14 protein-coding genes and 2 pseudogenes are annotated in these 16,145 nt (G+C 41.6%); all 16 read right to left on the bottom strand.

Going from position 1 to position 16,145, the window contains the following annotated elements:
• Nucleotides 1-219 precede the first annotated feature (219 nt).
• Complete coding sequence (gene bioC, locus B0I26_RS17300) at nucleotides 220-1,035, bottom strand: malonyl-ACP O-methyltransferase BioC (protein WP_111646608.1); 816 nt, start codon at nucleotides 1,033-1,035, stop codon at nucleotides 220-222.
• Nucleotides 1,032-1,757, bottom strand: a complete 726-nt coding sequence (locus tag B0I26_RS17295) for an alpha/beta fold hydrolase (protein WP_111646607.1) — start codon at nucleotides 1,755-1,757, stop codon at nucleotides 1,032-1,034. The genes bioC and B0I26_RS17295 overlap by 4 nt, the downstream gene beginning before the upstream one ends.
• The gene (gene bioF / locus B0I26_RS17290; RefSeq protein WP_111646606.1) at nucleotides 1,754-2,935 is read right to left on the bottom strand and encodes an 8-amino-7-oxononanoate synthase; all 1,182 of its coding nucleotides are present in this window, start codon (nucleotides 2,933-2,935) and stop codon (nucleotides 1,754-1,756) included. Before bioF ends, B0I26_RS17295 begins: the two co-directional genes overlap by 4 nt.
• Before the next feature lie 105 nt (nucleotides 2,936-3,040).
• Nucleotides 3,041-3,181 (bottom strand): hypothetical protein, encoded by a 141-nt coding sequence (locus tag B0I26_RS18430; RefSeq protein ID WP_181502985.1) that lies wholly within the window; start codon nucleotides 3,179-3,181, stop codon nucleotides 3,041-3,043.
• 859 nt (nucleotides 3,182-4,040) lie between these two features.
• A complete protein-coding gene (locus B0I26_RS17280) occupies nucleotides 4,041-4,793 on the bottom strand; it encodes an SDR family NAD(P)-dependent oxidoreductase (RefSeq protein WP_220084988.1) in 753 nt (250 codons plus the stop codon).
• 352 nt (nucleotides 4,794-5,145) lie between these two features.
• Entirely contained in the window at nucleotides 5,146-5,958 is an 813-nt protein-coding gene (locus tag B0I26_RS17275; protein ID WP_111646604.1) for an ABC transporter ATP-binding protein, read from the bottom strand.
• A gap of 7 nt (nucleotides 5,959-5,965) precedes the next feature.
• Nucleotides 5,966-6,503: pseudogene (locus B0I26_RS17270) on the bottom strand (NAD(P)/FAD-dependent oxidoreductase); the annotation flags it as partial.
• Between the two features lie 20 nt (nucleotides 6,504-6,523).
• Nucleotides 6,524-7,534: a FecCD family ABC transporter permease gene (locus tag B0I26_RS17265; RefSeq protein WP_245934840.1), complete on the bottom strand. Its 1,011-nt coding sequence runs from the start codon at nucleotides 7,532-7,534 to the stop codon at nucleotides 6,524-6,526.
• A gap of 5 nt (nucleotides 7,535-7,539) precedes the next feature.
• Complete coding sequence (locus tag B0I26_RS17260) at nucleotides 7,540-8,577, bottom strand: FecCD family ABC transporter permease (protein ID WP_245934839.1); 1,038 nt, start codon at nucleotides 8,575-8,577, stop codon at nucleotides 7,540-7,542.
• A gap of 352 nt (nucleotides 8,578-8,929) precedes the next feature.
• Nucleotides 8,930-9,901, bottom strand: a complete 972-nt coding sequence (locus B0I26_RS17255; protein WP_245934838.1) for an iron-hydroxamate ABC transporter substrate-binding protein — start codon at nucleotides 9,899-9,901, stop codon at nucleotides 8,930-8,932.
• A gap of 374 nt (nucleotides 9,902-10,275) precedes the next feature.
• Nucleotides 10,276-11,025, bottom strand: a complete 750-nt coding sequence (locus B0I26_RS17250; RefSeq protein ID WP_220084987.1) for an SDR family NAD(P)-dependent oxidoreductase — start codon at nucleotides 11,023-11,025, stop codon at nucleotides 10,276-10,278.
• Nucleotides 11,026-11,145: 120 nt separating this feature from the next.
• Nucleotides 11,146-12,345 carry an MFS transporter gene (locus tag B0I26_RS17245; RefSeq protein ID WP_111646602.1) on the bottom strand — a complete coding sequence of 400 codons (1,200 nt, stop codon included), beginning with the start codon at nucleotides 12,343-12,345 and terminating at the stop codon, nucleotides 11,146-11,148.
• 312 nt (nucleotides 12,346-12,657) lie between these two features.
• Nucleotides 12,658-14,118 (bottom strand): aldehyde dehydrogenase family protein, encoded by a 1,461-nt coding sequence (locus tag B0I26_RS17240; RefSeq protein ID WP_111646601.1) that lies wholly within the window; start codon nucleotides 14,116-14,118, stop codon nucleotides 12,658-12,660.
• A gap of 18 nt (nucleotides 14,119-14,136) precedes the next feature.
• Entirely contained in the window at nucleotides 14,137-14,724 is a 588-nt protein-coding gene (locus tag B0I26_RS17235; protein WP_111646600.1) for a hypothetical protein, read from the bottom strand.
• Nucleotides 14,725-14,807: 83 nt separating this feature from the next.
• Complete coding sequence (locus tag B0I26_RS17230) at nucleotides 14,808-15,671, bottom strand: SDR family NAD(P)-dependent oxidoreductase (protein ID WP_181502983.1); 864 nt, start codon at nucleotides 15,669-15,671, stop codon at nucleotides 14,808-14,810.
• Nucleotides 15,672-16,010: 339 nt separating this feature from the next.
• A pseudogene (locus tag B0I26_RS19055) lies at nucleotides 16,011-16,145 on the bottom strand (cupin domain-containing protein); the annotation flags it as partial.

Raw genomic sequence — 16,145 nt, 5'->3', positions numbered from 1 at the left:
AACAATTACGATACCAGAGTTTTCGCTTTTTTTATACCTATACATGGAAAAATATTCATTTTTATATTAACAACCCCAAGTTATGGTGATGAACCACATAATTTTAAAATATAGAAATAATTACCTAAATAATCATATTTTAACACAAAGTTGAAATGAACCTTAGCTGAAACAGGAATTTTTTCGGCTATTAATGAAAAACTCGCCTCATCAGCGAGTCTAGCATTCGATTCCCACGAACAAACAATGATAGGTTGCGATAATGTGACCGTTTTCTTGAAATTCTTTTTCGTATATGTTCATCATTTCTTTAAAGACGGAGGGGCGTTGATAGTACGGGCCTTGGGCGCTATTGGTTGCGCCTATTTTTCTTAGTGAGGTGAAAAAATCTTTGACAGAATGAAATCGTTCTGTTTCAATCGTTTCTGTTCCAAAAATGGCCGCGGTTGGGTGAACCGGTTGAACAGAACGCTCACACAGCTCCACCAAATCCTCTAATGAGTAAAAGGGCTGACCGAGGCGAGCGTTTGTGTCGTGTTGTAATTTTTGCATCGCTTTTTGAAAGGAAGAGTGAAGTTCATGAAATGTGCCAGAGCCAAAGGTAGAAAAAAGCATCATTCCTTCCCTCTTTAACCTGGAGCTAAGACGAGAAAGTGTATGTTCTAAGTGATTCAGCCATTGAAATGTGGCATTAGAGATAATAACATCATATTTGTCATATAGCTCCATTTCCTCGATATCACCACAGATGAAGCGGATCCGCTCGCTAGAGATCCGCTGTTTGGCAATTTCAATCATTCCCGGTGCTAAGTCGATGGCGGTGATGGTTGCATTTTGAAAATGACGAGACAGTTTCTCAGTGAGATAGCCTGTCCCGCAGCCGATTTCAAGAATATGAAACGGCGATGAACCGCTTCTTTTCATCACTACCTGTGTCAATAAGCAATCGGCCATTTTTTTCTGGACATTCGCGAATTGATCGTACGTTTTTGCATTTGCACTAAATCTTTTTTGCAGCAATTGTTTATCAATCATGTTATTCCCCCTACAAACGATTGAATCATCCTGGCGCATTCGTCTGTTTTTGTTAAAAACGGAACATGCCCGGTTTTAGGCAATAATTTTAAAATCGCATTATCTTTTATTTGTTCAAATATGTAGCGCGAAGCAGACGGTGGACAGATTGTATCTTCTTCGCCGTGAATGAGTAAAAGCGGTGCAGTGATTTCACGCAAAGCGAAACGAACATCAGCTGTCATTAAATAATCAAGCCCAGCAAGCAGTCCTTGCTGTTCGGTGCTGTGAAAGTGGCATTCAAAATCTAGCGCTTTATCTTGTTCCTCCTCACAAAGTAGCGAAGCGAAAAATGAAGAAAGCGTTTGCTCGCGATTTCGCATCAATTGCCGCTTCATTCGTTCGACTACCCGCCGTTCCCAGCCGGCATCATAACCATCTCCCTTAATAAATCGGCTTGTTCCGCTGATAAGAACAAGACGGTCAATTTTCTCCGGAAAAGAGATTGCAAGCTCAAGAGCGATAAGTGCACCGAGTGACCAACCAATTGGAATGAAAGAAGAAAGCCCATTTTTTTCAACGAGTTGAACAGCCTTTTGTTTCAAATCGGCCATCGTTTTAATTCCATCCCATTCGACATAGGAAATGGCAAAAGGTGTTTTCAGCCGTTCAACAAGCGGCAGCCAAACCGTTCCTCTCATTCCCCATCCGGGAATGAGGACGATATGTTTTTGTTTGTTCATGAAATCAGCCCCATTTCTTGAGCGATGGAAGCAATTTCGTCAATTGCCCAGTCTAGTTCATCTTTCGTTAATGTCGCCATGAGGGAGAAACGAATTCTTGCTGTCCCTTCTGGAACCGTGGGCGGCCGAATGGCGACAGCCGCAATGCCTCTTTCCTGCAATCGTTCACTAAATTGCACCGTTAACTCGTTGGAACCGATAATGACAGGTACAATTTGCGTTACACTTGTGCCAATGTTGAATCCGAGATCACGAAGTTTCGTGCGAAAATATTGACTATACTCGTGGAGCCGTTTGCGGCGCGCTTCCTCTTGTTGGACGATATGAATTGCAGCTTGAATCGATCCTAACACTGCTGGCGGCAATGCCGTTGTAAAAATGAAACTCCTCATTTTATTGACGAAATAATCGATGAGCCACTGTTTTCCGGTCACATATGCCCCAAAAGAACCGAGTGCTTTGCTGAAAGTTCCCATTTGTACGTCCACTTGTTCCTGTAGACGTAAATCATGAACAAGCCCTTCTCCTCCTTCGCCGTAAACACCACTGCTGTGAGCCTCATCGACCATTAAAATCGCCCCATACTTTTCTTTCAGTTCAACGAGCCCTTTTAATGGAGCGATGTCACCGTCCATACTGAAGACGGTATCTGTTACAATAAGTTTCCGCTTATGTAGCGGCGCTTTTTTTAAAAGAGCTTCTAAATGATCGAGATCGTTATGTTGATAACGTTTCATTTCTGCTCGGCTTAAAACGATCCCATCGATGATGCTGGCATGGTTCCATTTATCGCTAAACACAAGGTCGTTGCGGCCGACGAGAGTAGAAATGATACCGACGTTCGCTGTATATCCGCTGTTGAAAATAAGGGCTGATTCTGTTTTTTTCCACCTCGCCAGTTCTGTTTCTACCTGTTCATATAGTGAATAGTTACCAACAATCAAACGGGATGCTGTCGATCCTGCACCGTATTCATGAGCAGCGCGTATACTTGCTTCAATGAGCCGCTCGTCACTAGCTAATCCAAGATAATTGTTTGATGCCAGATTGAGCAGCTTCCGGCCATTCACAATAATGGTCGAATCGTTCAAAAAATCGATGGAATGTAGCTGCCGTTTTTGTGTTTTTTTCTCTATATGCAGCAATTCTGCTTTTATTTCTTCCTCCCATGAGCGCATCCTCTCTCCCCCTACCCTTAATTGTTAACCAAAAATAAAATTAAGTTAACATTATAATCAATCGTATCATATCAAAAAAATTCAGACAATACTTATATATTGCTTTTATCTCTCTTTTAACCGTTCCACACCTACTTCCCGTTTCCCAATTTGCTTAATATCTTTCATCCAATCGTGCATAACGTTTACGAATGTGCTTTCTTTTGGATGACTGTCACGATTCTCGGTAGTGCAAAAATTCACCATGCCATGATTCTCAAGTGGTTTTTAGAAAAACATCAAAACAACTCGCACTTTTATTTTTACTACCGTACTCACCAAATTTGAATTTAATTGAGACAATTATGAAATAGGCTATGTTAAATAACCATATTGATATTTAATTAAAATATAATGAATGAGAAAGGTAATTTGACTGTATGTTTTATATGGAGAGAAAAAAGGGAGGAAATAATTTGGAAGAAACTAAGTATATAAAAATAAACTTTTATTTGTTACTTGGGATATTGCCACTTTCAATAGTTGGTTATTTATTTGCTGTTTATAAAGAGAATTTGTTTTTCTTGTATGAATGGTCTCTTACACTTTTAATCGTAGTTTCTATCATATTGTCAATAATCGGAATCATAAAAAATGAAGGGAATTCAAAATGGATTTCACTCTCTTACTTTGCTTTTCTTGTGCAATTTTCTGTCCTTTGTCTATTCTTAGGACCATTTACGTTTTATAGTGTAATTTTTGTATTTTATGTTACTACCTTCATTACAATCTTCATCTTTGTTATAACTATTAGAAAAATTGACAAGTTCAAGTTTATACCTTTACTACTTTTAACATTGTCTATAATCTTTACAATTTATGTTATATTCCTAAATGCTTTATGGGGAACCAATTGGATGTAGGCTTTTTTGGCGGAGTTTATTTACTACATTATAATATAATATCGTTCTTCTTTCGGCTAACAATTAAGCATATGAAAGACCTTCAATTTGTGAAGGTCTTTCATTTTAAATGTAAATCGACAATAATAATTAACATAGCCATTAAATAAAATAAAGCTGACTCCAAAATACACAAGCGGAACCAGCTTTTTGATATAGAGTTTTTATTCTGTATAGATCATCTTTCTCGTCATGCCGCCATCAATGACTAAATGAATACCGGTGACAAAATCATTTTTTGGATCGGTAAGATATAAACAAGCCCTTGCGATGTCTTCTGGCTTTCCTACCCTTCCTGAAGGATGTTGTAGATGATCCTCGGGCCGGAGTTGACTGTAGTTCCCTGTTTCAATCCATCCAGGACAAATCGCATTGACGGTGATTCGGTCTGGTCCTAATGAAACCGCAAGCGCGTGGGTGAGTGAAAGAATTCCGCCTTTCGAAGCGGCGTAAGCCTCTGAATTCGGCTCGGACATAAGAGCACGTGTGGAAGAAATATTCACGATTGCTCCTCCGCCGTTAGTTCTCATAATTTTCGCCGCTTCCCTTGAGCAAAGGAACGTCCCTCGCAAATTCGTATTGATGACATAGTCCCACTCTTCCACCGTTAAATCATAAGGAGAGGTAAATATGCCAAGCCCCGCATTATTAATCAAGACATCGATTCGACCGAACGTTTCTCCCATTTCTTTCATCACGTTCTCAATCTCTGCCGGATTGCTTAAGTCAAAAACATATGAATATACATCATGCCCGGCAGCTTGCAAACGTTCGCGAGTGTTTTGCAATCCATCTGCATCTTTATCCATGATCACCACTTTAGCTCCCTGTTCAGCATAAGCCATCGCAAGAGTTCGACCAATGCCGCCTCCTGCTCCTGTTATTATCACGACTTTTCCTTCATAGCTCAACATCATTTCCTCCTTTGTATCCCACAAACTAAGTACTAAATTGTCTACATTATGTTGCTCAAGCATATCATACCATGTTCTTCATTTCTTTTAGTCATTGATATTGCTGTAAAATCGCTTTTCGCTCCTAGCCTCTAGATCTTCATTCGGATGAGAGTTTGTACAGTAAAAACCCATTCAATAAAAGATGATTACATTTACAACGCTCCCCGTCAAACCATTTATCATAAGGACGCATAAATGTGTCTTGATTGTTTCGACCAAGACTCATTACAACGCTTATGACACACTAGAGAGGCCCTTAAAACAAAAACAAGGCTAATTTTCACATCGAATCAGCCTTGTTTATTGCTTAAACCTATACGATAATCGGTTCTTTTTGGGAACGGCTAACTGCGTACGGTAAGCATAACGGCAAGCCTGTACGAGGGTCTCGGATAATATCGCACTGAATGCCAAATACTTCCTCGATAATATGCGGCTGCATCACTTCCAACGGAGTACCTGCTTTGACGACGGTTCCTTTTTTAATCGCAATTATATGGTGGGCGTAACGGCTTGCATGGTTTAAATCGTGAACAACCATGACAATCGTTCTCCCTTCTTTTTCATGCAGTTCCTCTAAAAGATTGAGAACTTCTAATTGATGAGCCATATCAAGAAACGTCGTCGGCTCGTCCAAAAACAAAATCGGTGTTTCTTGGGCAAGCGCCATCGCAATCCACGCCCGCTGCCGCTGTCCGCCCGATAGTTGATCGACAGGACGATGCGCAAATTCTTGCAACCCTGTCGCCTCGATGGCCCAGAGAATCACTTCTTTATCCTTTTTCGTTAACGAACCGAAGCCTCGCTGGTGCGGAAAGCGGCCATATGTCACTAAATCGATGACCGTCATTCCTTCTGGAGCTGTCGGGTTTTGCGGCAAAATCGCCAATTGCTTCGCCACTTCTTTCGTTTTTAATTGATGAATCGCTTTCCCATCCAGCAAAACATGCCCGCTTTTCGGCTTCATTAAGCGCGCCATCGTTTTTAAAATCGTCGACTTTCCGGAACCGTTCGCCCCGACTAACGCTGTGATTTTATGAGGAGGAATTTCTACATTCAATTGCTTGACAATGAGCATTTGATCATACGCAATATCTAAATTTTCCGTTACAATCAAGCGATCCACTTCCTTTCGCAGCGATGGACTCCAATTGTTGCGCCCAGTCTAACGCTGTATTGCCGCCGCCGGAGATAAGTATTCGCTTTCCCCGAAAATGTTCTAATGATCCAAATTTTATAATGAAGCGTATGCCCTTCGTACAGGTCCGCACCATCAACCTCCAACTTCTGCACTTCCCATGTTCCATGTCCGATCGCAAGAATGACGGTGCGCGTATGATGTTGTTCGCCATTGGTGCTTGTCAACAAAAACGTTCCATCCTTTTGCTTTTCCAGATAGACAATTCGTTGACCTAAAACAATTGTTGGTGCAAACGTTTTGGCTTGCCGCTCTAAATTTTGAATTAACTGCTCCCCGGAAATCTCAGGAATCCCACCAATATCGCGAATGATTTTCTCAGGGAAAAACCCTCTCACTTTCCCACCTAACTCTGGCAAGCTTTCAATGACTTTCGTTTTTAACTCGCGCAATCCACTGTAAAAAGCAGCGAATAACCCAACAGGACCTCCGCCGACAATGGTTACATCATAGAGTTCAAGGTTTCTCTCCATCGTGAAATTCCCCCATACGATTAATGATTGGATCGGGCCAGCAAATACAAGAAATACGGTGCTCCGATGATCGCCACGACAATACCTGCATGAATTTCTGACGGCTGTAGAATGGTGCGGCCGATCGTATCGGCAGTCAGCAGCAATAGAGCCCCTGCAAGCGCCGAGGCTGGCAGCAAATATTTATGATTCGGACCGATGAGCCGCCGCGCTAAATGCGGGCCAATCAAACCGACGAAACCAATGCCTCCGCTGACAGACACGCAAGCAGACGCAAGTCCGACTGCAGCGGCTAGCAGTTTTACCTGCTCTTTGGAAACAGAAGCACCAAGTCCTGTGGCGACGTTTTTTCCAAATGATAACACATCGAGTACGAGCGCTTTATAATACACAAAAGCGAATAGGACGATAATCCAAGGTAAAAGTGCTAACACATAATCCCACGTTGTTCCCCAAATACTGCCGACAAGCCATACTGCGACAAATTGATAAAGCTCTCTGCTTAGCCGAAGGGAAAGAACCGTCATAAGCGCGCTCAACCCCGCCGCTACTGCCACTCCTGTTAAAACGAGGCGTGTTGGCAGCAGCCCTTCGTGTTTTTCGTAAGCCAATCCAAACACAAGAGCAGCTGCTAACGAACTACCGATAAACGCAAGGACCGGCAAAAATAAAACGGGAACATCCAGCTGTGTTGGGAAAAATGACAAATATAAAACGACCATTACCCCCGCTCCATGCGAAACCCCTAAAATACTTGGATCTGCTAACGCATTGCGGGAAATGCCCTGCATAATACAGCCCGATACAGCCAATCCTGCTCCGACAAGAAGGGAAATCACAATGCGGGGCAAGCGAAATTCAAACAAAATCAACTCTTGCTTTTCCGTCCCCATTCCAAACAGCGTTTGAAACACTTCAAGCGGAGATAGCCGGCTGAATCCTGTGTTCATACTGATCACAAACACAATAAGAATCAAAACAGAAAAAGCAGCGAGTACAGCAAGACGCTGAACGTTCTTGCGCCGCTCCACTCCATTCACGAAAATTCCCTCCTTCCTTTTCGTGCGACATAAAGGAAGAACGGAACACCGATAAGGGCAAATAACACACCAATTGGCGTTTCGTAAGGTGGATTGATCATTCTTGCGCCAATATCAGCCACAAGCATGAATCCTCCACCAAGAACAGCCGAACAAGGAATAATCCAGCGATAATCTATGCCAACAAAAAAACGGGCAACGTGCGGAACAACAAGTCCGACAAAGCCAATTGGTCCAACCGCCGATACAGACACTCCCGCCAAAAGAAGCACAATGATCGTACCGGCCATTTTTACTAACGTCGTTTTTTGCCCTAACCCTGTCGCTACTTCATCTCCCAGACTTAAGAGCGTAATCGAACGCGATAAAAGCAGCGCTCCTATTAAAGCAGCCGCAATCCATGGAAACATGATTTTCAACTGGCTCCACTTTACCCCGGCAACTCCACCAGCATACCAAAACGCTAACTCTTGACCTAACTGAAAATGAATCGCAATTCCTTCGCTCAGCGCCGTGAACAATGCGCTTACGGCTGCTCCCGCCAACACAAGACGAACCGGCGTTAAGCCGCCCCGGACAAGCGAACTAATCCCGTATACAAGCCCCGCGGCAACAGCCGCCCCTAAGAAGGAAAATAGAATCAAAGAATTATAGGATAATCCCGGTAAAAACGCGAAGCAAACCGCTACCATCATCGCAGACCCGGCATTCAAACCTAAAAGCCCGGCATCTGCAAGCGGGTTTCGCGTCATCCCTTGCATGATCGCACCCGCCACCGCAAAGCCGGCACCTACTAAAACATCGGCAAGCGACCGCGGCAGACGCAAATCTTGAATAATCGCATGCTCCGTACGATTCGGATTGTAATGAACGAGCGCTTCCCATACCGTTGAAAGCTGAATATTGGCAGCACCAACGGAAATGGACAACGCGATTCCAAATATGATGACGAAAACGCCGACAACAAGTACCATCATCGCGCTCCACGGTCGCGAATGCAAATTCACCACTGTATCGGTTTTCCTGATTTCCATCTGTTTTCTCTCCATACTTTGAAAAATCGACATGGCAAAAAGTTTAGCACATATAAAAGTGAGCAAAATGCTTTACACATATGTTTGAACAATCCATTTGCATAATTAAATGCAAATAAAACTTCCATAACATACGAGGCATGAAAAGAGGAACGCTTTTCTACCACGAGGCTGGTCTATAAAAGTGTCTGACCTCATGTGCATTTTACAATCTATCGTTCATTTATATTGTGTTGTGTAGTCTGACGCTTTGCTTTTAAGTGAGCCTCTTCATTCAACAGATTGGCAGAAAAGCATTGTTTATATTATTTATATTTGAAAAGGAAACTAGTTTTATATATGTCATGCTGCGCTACTTTTTATTATGGGAAAGCAATGTATCTACAATAAGATCAAGCTGACGTTCTAGTGAAATGGCATCAGTGAACCATACATCTTCAAGTTTCATCTCATATAAGCGATTATTTTTGACAGCTTTTAAATTTTTCCAGATGGCACTGTTTTTCATTTCTTTTTCAATTTGATCCGTTCCTTCGACTCGATACACGGTCCAAAACATATGGTCAGCTTCATAAGAAGGCAACGCTTCCAGGGAAATCGGCTTCCATTGTTGCGGACCTTCGATCACTTCTTTTTGCGTTTTCTCTGGCGGCGTTAATTGCAACGCATTATAAATGATTTGTCCTGCTCGTCCAAAATTGGCCCCAAACACAACAAAATCTTTTCCGGACAATTCATAAATACCAACTGTCTCATTTTTGCCAATAACACCCTGTAGCTTTTCACGAGCGTCAACCGCTTTTTTCTCAAACTGTTTAATCCATTCTTCTGCTTCCTTTTTCTTTCCAAGAACTTCCCCAAACACACGAATTTCTTCTTGAATACCTTTATAATGTCCAAACGGAATCACGACAGTCGGCGCTATTTTCGATAGCTGCTCATATTGCTCCTCTAAATACACAATAATTAAATCTGGGTTCAATTCCGTTACTTTCTCAAGCGAAATCGGATTTCCGACATTTTCAATTCCTTTCATTTGCTTTTCTGTAATATAAGGATTTTTCAATAACGGATTGGTAATCGCAATCGGTTTTACCCCGAGCGCTAACGCATTTCCTAAAAATTCATACGGCATAACAACACGCTTCGGATGAGCCGGAATTTCCACCTCTTTTCCATTTGCCATTGTAAACGTTCGGGTCGCCGCCTCTTCTGTTTTTGCTTGTTTTTGTTCTTCAGATGCCGTGTTCCCTCCTTCACTTCCGCACGCACTTATTAATAAAAGAAGCAAAAGTGAGCATATGTACAATAATACCTTTTTCAAGCGTAGTCCTCCTTTTTTATGTTTTATGAAAATGCTTCTCAATATCGAGATAATGATAATCATTTTCATAATAATTGTCAATGAAAAAAGTTGGTGTCTGTCTGATTATAGATGGTTTCGTTTTTGGAGCCCCCCCGCTTAATTTCTAGAAGAAATGTTTCAACACATCGGACAGATAGGTTATGTCTAGTTATGCTGAAAAATTAAACTGAACTTAAAATATTTTCCTTTACCAATCTGTTAGGCACATTATTCTCTCTTTTTGAGCTCCCTGGCGGTTATGTTTACGTTAAAGTCAACGCAATAAAAAAAGCTGACTCCAAAAATCACAACAACATGATTGGACAGTCAGCCTTTTTGAAACCGTAACAGTTTTATTCTACATAAATCATCTTTCTCGTCATGCCGCCATCAACGACTAAATGAATGCCGGTGACAAAATCATTTTTCGGATCGGTAAGATATAAACAAGCTCTGGCGATATCTTCCGGTTTTCCCACCCTTCCTGAAGGATGTTGTAGATGATCCACGGATCGAAGTTGATTGTAATCGCCTATCTCGATCCATCCAGGACAAATCGCATTGACAGTAATTCGATCCGGTCCTAAGGAAACCGCAAGCGCATGGGTAAGAGAAAGAATTCCCCCTTTCGAAGCGGCGTAAGCCTCTGAATTCGGCTCGGACATAAGGGCACGCGTCGAAGAAATATTCACGATCGCTCCTCCGCCATTGTTTCTCATGATTTTTGCCGCTTCTCTTGAACAAAGGAACGTCCCGCGCAAATTTGTATGGATGACATAGTCCCATTCTTCCACCGTTAAATCATAAGGAGATTTAAACACTCCAAGCCCCGCATTATTAATTAAGATATCAATTCGGCCGAGCGTTTCCCCCACTTCCTTCATCACGTTCTCAATCTCTGCTGGATTGCTTAAATCAAAAACGTATAAGTACGCATCATACCCGGCAGCCTGTAAGCGCTCGCGGGTGTTTTGCAGCCCATCTTCATTTTTATCTACGATCACCACTTTCGCTCCTTGTTCAGCATAAGCCGTCGCAAGAGATCGTCCAATGCCGCCTCCTGCTCCTGTTATCATCACGACTTTCCCTTTATACGTCAACATAATAACCCCTTTTTATGTAAATTTACACTCAATCTATGTTGTTCAAATTTATTATACGACATCGTTTTTTTCAGAAATCATTACAGAGCTTTCGCAGCAACAAACTCTTTAATTTTCTTATTAATTTTTACTTCCTATAGCTACTCCGCTTTTTTGGGCTAATAAAACAAGTATATATCCAAAGATTAATAGACCGGAGATTAGCGAAATAACGCCAATCCAATGAAAGTGTGACCAAAAATAACCGCCAAACGATCCGACAATGCTTGAACCAAGATAATAAAAAAGCAGATAAAGAGATGAAGCCTGTACTTTGTAATTTCCGGCACAGTCCCCGACCCAGGCACTGGCAATGGAGTGACTGGCAAAGAAGCCGAATGTGAAGATGGCAATCCCCACGATTTTGCCGATTAACGAAGGAACTAATGTGAAAAATGCCCCGCTCACCATAATTCCTATTGAAATTTTTAAAATAAAAGAATATCCATACTGGTCTGCCTTGTTTCCCATATAGATGGAGCTAAATGTACCGCATATATATACGATAAAAATAAAACCAATCAGTGTTTGGCTTAACTCATAAGGTGGTTCTGCTAGAAGGAAGCCTATATAATTATATAATGTGACAAAACTTCCCATTAACAAAAATGAAAGTATTACCAAGGACATTAAACTTTTATTAACGATGTGGACTTTATAAGCTCTCCATGCAGAACTCCAGTCTAACGGCTTTTTCACAGAGTTCCGAGGGGCAGGAAGAGTAAGCCAAAACACAATACTCAAAACCAGCGCCAACATCCCTATTGCGGTTAAAGCGATTCTCCAATTAAACAAGTCTGTAAGTACACTCGTTATAATTCTCCCTGCCATTCCTCCTATGGTTGTTCCGCTTATATATAGTCCCATCACCTTGCCGATTCCATTTGGATTGAATTCTTCCGCAACATATGCCATAGCAATCGAAGGAACTCCTGCAATAAAAAATCCTAATAAAAACCTGACTATTACAAGAGTCACAAAATTTGGACTGAGCGCAGTAACCAAACTAAGAACGGCAGTGAAAAACATCGAAATAACCATGATCTGCTTTTTCCCGATCATATCCGATACAGCAGCCGCAACTAACATGACAATCGCCAACACCCCGGTGGATACAGATAAACTTAAACTGGCTGCGGCAGCTGAGACATGAAATTCTTCAGCAAAAATTGGCATCAATGGCTGTGTTGTATAAAGAATCGCAAATGTCAAAAAGCCTCCGAGAAATAATGAAAAGCTTGCTCGTCGATATTCTTTTGTCCCTTTTTGAATAAATGTCAAAAATCCCTTCCCCCTCTCATTTCGCAACCGTTTTTTATAAAGGGAGATTCCTTGCACTAATAGTGAATATTTTGATTATCAGCGGGCATAAATGAGTTTCACTAATGTTACATCCCTTTCATCCTAGCATATGAAAATCGTAAAATGCTGTCAATCTTCTTATTTTCCACCTTCATTATATGTAATCATATCGCATATCCACAATGTTACATCTTTGAACACTCTCGAAGTCAAATTACAAAAAATAAGAGCGAACTCTAAGCATGATTTTAGAGTCCGCTCTTGTGTCTGTACATTCTTCGTTACCATTCACTAAAATGGATATTCCCGATACTTTGTTTGCATAGAAACCCATTTTGTGACCGTAAATTCTTCGACAACCCATGGATTCCCGAATCTTCCTAGTCCGCTTGCTTTATTGCCCCCAAACGGGATATTCGGCGCATCGTTGACTGTTTGATCATTAATATGCGTCATTCCGCTATCAATTTGTAAAGCGAATCGTTTTCCTTTTTCTAGATCACTTGTAAAAACGGCAGAGCTTAACCCATATTCCGTATCATTCGCCATCGCTATAGCCTCTTCATCTGTTTCTGCTTTGATAATGACAGCAATCGGGGCAAACAACTCTGTTTGCGCCAATTTACTTGTGTTATCCACATCGACAAAGACGTAAGGGGTTAAAACATTTCCTACCCGTTTTCCTTCTAATGCGATTTTGATACCATCCCGTTTGGCTTCTTCGATGATCTGCAGTGCTTTTTTCATCTGGCGTTCGTTAATTAACGGACCAATGACCGTTTTCGGATCTCTCGGATCACCGTAAGGAAGCGATTTCGCTTTTTCGACAAACTTTTCAACAAATTCATCATATTTCTTTTTATGGACGATGATTCGGTTAATAATCATACAAATTTGCCCTTGATGAATAAATTTTCCGAAGATGGCAGCCTCCACAGCGCGATCGACATCCGCATCCGATAACACGATGAACGGGCTGTTTCCTCCAAGCTCCAGCGCTACACGTTTTAACTGTTTACCTGCGATCTCCCCAATATGTCTGCCAACCGCAGTAGAACCAGTAAAACTAATCAAACGGGCGTGTGGATTTGTCAACATATCATCGCCAATTTCCGTTAAATCTGTTAAAATGACATTCAATACCCCTTTTGGAAGACCTGCGTACTCGAATGCTTTTGCAATAATCGAACCACCTGTTAATCCTACTTGAATATCAGGCTTATGAACAACACTGTTGCCTAACGCAATGGCAGGAGCGATCGTTCTCATCGATAAATTCATCGGGAAGTTAAAAGGAGAAATAGAGGCAATAACTCCTAACGGTAAACGGTAAATATAATTGACCTTTCCTTCAACTGCCGCGGGAACCTCTCTTACTTGATGAATTTCATCGGCGTATTTTATCGCTTCTTCTAAAATTTCTATCGTTAAGTGCCATTCCACATTCGCCTTTAATACCGTTCCCCCTGTTTCTCGAACGATTACATCAATGATCGCTTCTCGATTCGTCTTTAAGTACTCAGCTGCTTTGCACAACACTTCTCTTCTTTCTTCGACAGACGATTTCGCCCACTCTTTTTGCGCTTCTGCCGCACATTCAAATGCCTGATGAAGCTGTTTCACTGTTGCTAAACGAACAGAAGTAATGATCGAATTGTCGTAAGGGTTCAAAATATTGTATGTCCGTACACTCTCCCCTTCTGTCCATTCACCGTTGATAAAACTTTTGTTCAACTCTTCATAGCGTTGCATATGCCACTCCCCTTTCATTTATATGACATAAAATTGCTTCCCGATTAATCCTAGCGGCCAATGCCCATGTTCTAGCACATCGATTAGCGGAAGGAACGGGTTCGTTTCCCATCCTTCGATATCAGCGATCATTTCCCACGCACACGCAAGTCCACCGATATACATCATAAAGCAAACAGCGGTCTCTACCATCGATGTGCCGTATTCTCCAAGCTCACGAAACACACCGTCAAAACAATAATGGAAAATGTTTGCCGGTACCTCATCAGCCAAATGGAGCAACGCATCCAGCCTGCCAACCTCTGCTGCCTTATCCTTGATTTTATCTGGTATATTTTGTAATTGAGACCATAGCGGACTTTCTTCCAGCTTCATTCCTTCTAAAAAAGCAGAAAGCTGTTCTTTCATGATCCAACGGATTTCATATTCGTCAATATTAAAGAAACGTGTAAACTCGTGAATCGCCTTCTCCGTCTCCCCTTGACGGCTCTGCTTTCCTAGAGCTGAAAACCAATTGATATTCGATAAACGTGTCATCAGTTGAGCAACACTTTCGCCATTCGGACCATAAACAGCCTTATTCGAAATGTTCATGACAGTTGTCATCGTATTTCCCCCTCCATGCTAAAGATATCCATGCTAAAGATAAGTGAAATTTTCGTGTTGTGCGAACGTAAACGTTGAATTTCTTATAAAAACGGTGATACAGGCTTTTGCCATAATCTTTCGTTCTCTACTAATCGGCACAACTCCTCATATGTCCACTCTTCGTTACTTGATATTTTCGTAATTTCCGGCCTAGCGAATCCCCAGATTGTCAGTTCCCTTCCCGCTATGCCGAAACATTGCCCGGATACTTTGCTCCCTGCGTCTGAAATTAAAAAGCCAATCAAAGGAGCTACTTGGCTTGGTTTTCGTGATTTTAATTTCTTCAGTCTCTCTTCTCCTAACACTTTCAGCAAAACATGTTCCGGAATACTCTCCGACATCTCTGTCCATGCTGCAGGAATAACAGCATTGACTTGAATGTTTTTCCTTTTTAACTCCGCACTCCATGTTAATGTCATTGCCAGAAGACCGCCTTTTGATGCCGCATAATTTGTTTGCCCTGGGTTTCCAGAAACCCCGGAAGCAGCAATCATGTTAACAATCTTTCCACTTCCTTGTTCGAGCATGGATGGAAGAACAGCTTTTGCGCAAAAATACGGTCCTTTTAGATTGGTATCAATGACTTCATTAAACTCATCATCGGTCATATTTAACAACAAATTATCTTTAGTAATAGCTGCATTATTGATTAATGCATCGATTTTTCCAAATTTACGAACGGTTTCATTGGCAATTCGTTCAGCCCCCTCTTGGTAGGAAACGCTTTCAAAAATTCCATGAACCCGCTCGCTTATTGATGTAAGAGAAGAAAGTGCACGTTGGACACGCTCTAAGACATGATCAACTATAACGACTGACGCTCCATGTTCAAGGCAGTACTTCGCAATCGCAAACCCGATTCCCCGGCCTCCGCCAGTGACAAGAACAACTTTATCGTTGAGCACGCCATCACCTTCTCTATAACAAAAGATTATTAATCACAAATAAATATATATTCTGAATTAAGCGGCATTATTATCAATCATCCATGTTACAATCGGTCCAGTAATGGTCCGATCAAAATTAAGAAATAACATTGCCCATACACGATGGTAAGATCGCCACTGTTTTGTCATGCCCTCTAATTTAACCGATATTGAGGCTGTCTCATAAGGGTCTGACCTCACGCGAGCTTCACAATATATAGTCCATTTATCCAATGTTATGTCCTATATATTGTGTTGTGGGGTCTGACCCTGGGGCTTTTGGGACAGCCTCGAAATAAACTACTTTTATAGATATACCTATGCTAAATAAGTTTCAGGCTTGAATTCACTAACAATTTGTTGATATCCATGATTGCTTGGATATTCCTCTTCCCGCTGCAACCCTAGTTTCTCCATAATCGGTAAATCGTTCGCACAGAATAATAACGCATC

This window comes from Paranoxybacillus vitaminiphilus, from assembly GCF_003259935.1.
GTDB classification, from domain to species: Bacteria; Bacillota; Bacilli; order Bacillales; family Anoxybacillaceae; genus Paranoxybacillus; species Paranoxybacillus vitaminiphilus.
Note: the sequence above shows the minus strand (reverse complement) of the source record. Positions and strands in the feature narration are given on the sequence as shown.

Coding starts and splice junctions, on each gene's coding strand:
- bioC (WP_111646608.1), bottom strand. CDS start 1,035: ATGATTGATAAACAATTGCTGCAAAAAAGATTTAGTGCAAATGCAAAA.
- B0I26_RS17295 (WP_111646607.1), bottom strand. CDS start 1,757: ATGAACAAACAAAAACATATCGTCCTCATTCCCGGATGGGGAATGAGA.
- bioF (WP_111646606.1), bottom strand. CDS start 2,935: ATGCGCTCATGGGAGGAAGAAATAAAAGCAGAATTGCTGCATATAGAG.
- B0I26_RS18430 (WP_181502985.1), bottom strand. CDS start 3,181: ATGGTGAATTTTTGCACTACCGAGAATCGTGACAGTCATCCAAAAGAA.
- B0I26_RS17280 (WP_220084988.1), bottom strand. CDS start 4,793: ATGATGTTGAGCTATGAAGGAAAAGTCGTGATAATAACAGGAGCAGGA.
- B0I26_RS17260 (WP_245934839.1), bottom strand. CDS start 8,577: ATGGAAATCAGGAAAACCGATACAGTGGTGAATTTGCATTCGCGACCG.
- B0I26_RS17250 (WP_220084987.1), bottom strand. CDS start 11,025: ATGTTGACGTATAAAGGGAAAGTCGTGATGATAACAGGAGCAGGAGGC.
- B0I26_RS17240 (WP_111646601.1), bottom strand. CDS start 14,118: ATGCAACGCTATGAAGAGTTGAACAAAAGTTTTATCAACGGTGAATGG.
- B0I26_RS17235 (WP_111646600.1), bottom strand. CDS start 14,724: ATGACAACTGTCATGAACATTTCGAATAAGGCTGTTTATGGTCCGAAT.